This window comes from Shigella sp. FC1544 (assembly GCF_001722145.1).
In the GTDB taxonomy this organism is placed as follows: domain Bacteria; phylum Pseudomonadota; class Gammaproteobacteria; order Enterobacterales; family Enterobacteriaceae; genus Escherichia; species Escherichia coli.
The window spans coordinates 1-664 of record NZ_MECT01000382.1; the positions used below are offsets into that span (position 1 = coordinate 1).

General features: G+C 49.8%; 1 protein-coding gene and 1 pseudogene. Both read right to left on the minus strand.

Annotated elements, in window-relative coordinates; translation table 11 throughout:
- Positions 1–457, minus strand: a pseudogene (locus BGK49_RS16720) (IS3-like element ISSfl10 family transposase); the annotation flags it as partial.
- A gap of 15 nt (positions 458–472) precedes the next feature.
- On the minus strand, positions 473–664 hold a 192-nt coding region (locus tag BGK49_RS27755), incomplete at its 5' end, for an IS1 family transposase (protein ID WP_000718190.1).

Below are 664 nucleotides of genomic sequence, written 5' to 3' on the forward strand. Positions count from 1 at the left end.
TCCGCCACCCAGACCTGATTTGGTGCTGTAGGAGCGAACGTCTGGTTCAGCAGATTTGGCGCAACTGGCAGATTGTGGTTCGGGTTCGTAGTCGCTCTGAACTTGCGTTTCTGCTTACAGCGTAGCCTTAGCTCCTTACGAAGACGTGCCAGTCGGTCACGACCAACGATGATGCCATTCTCTGCCAGCTCCGTCTGGAGCCGCCGGGTTCCATATGTTTCGCGAGTGCGGATATGTGCCACCTTAATCTCCAGTTTTAGCCGCTCATCACTTTGTTTTCTGTCTGAGGGTTCATGCTGTACCCAGTTGTAATAACCGCTCCTGGATACACCAAATACCTGACACATCGCTTCAATGGGAAATTGTTGTCGCCATTGTTCGATTAACGCGTATTTTTCAGCGACTCCTGTGCAAAATACGCTGTTGCTTTTTTTAATATATCTCGCTCAAGGCGAGCGGTAATGACTCCAACTTATTGATAGTGTTTTATGTTCAGATAATGCCCGATGACTTTGTCATGCAGCTCCACCGATTTTGAGAACGACAGCGACTTCCGTCCCAGCCGTGCCAGGTGCTGCCTCAGATTCAGGTTATGCCGCTCAATTCGCTGCGTATATCGCTTGCTGATTACGTGCAGCTTTCCCTTCAGGCGGGATTCATACAG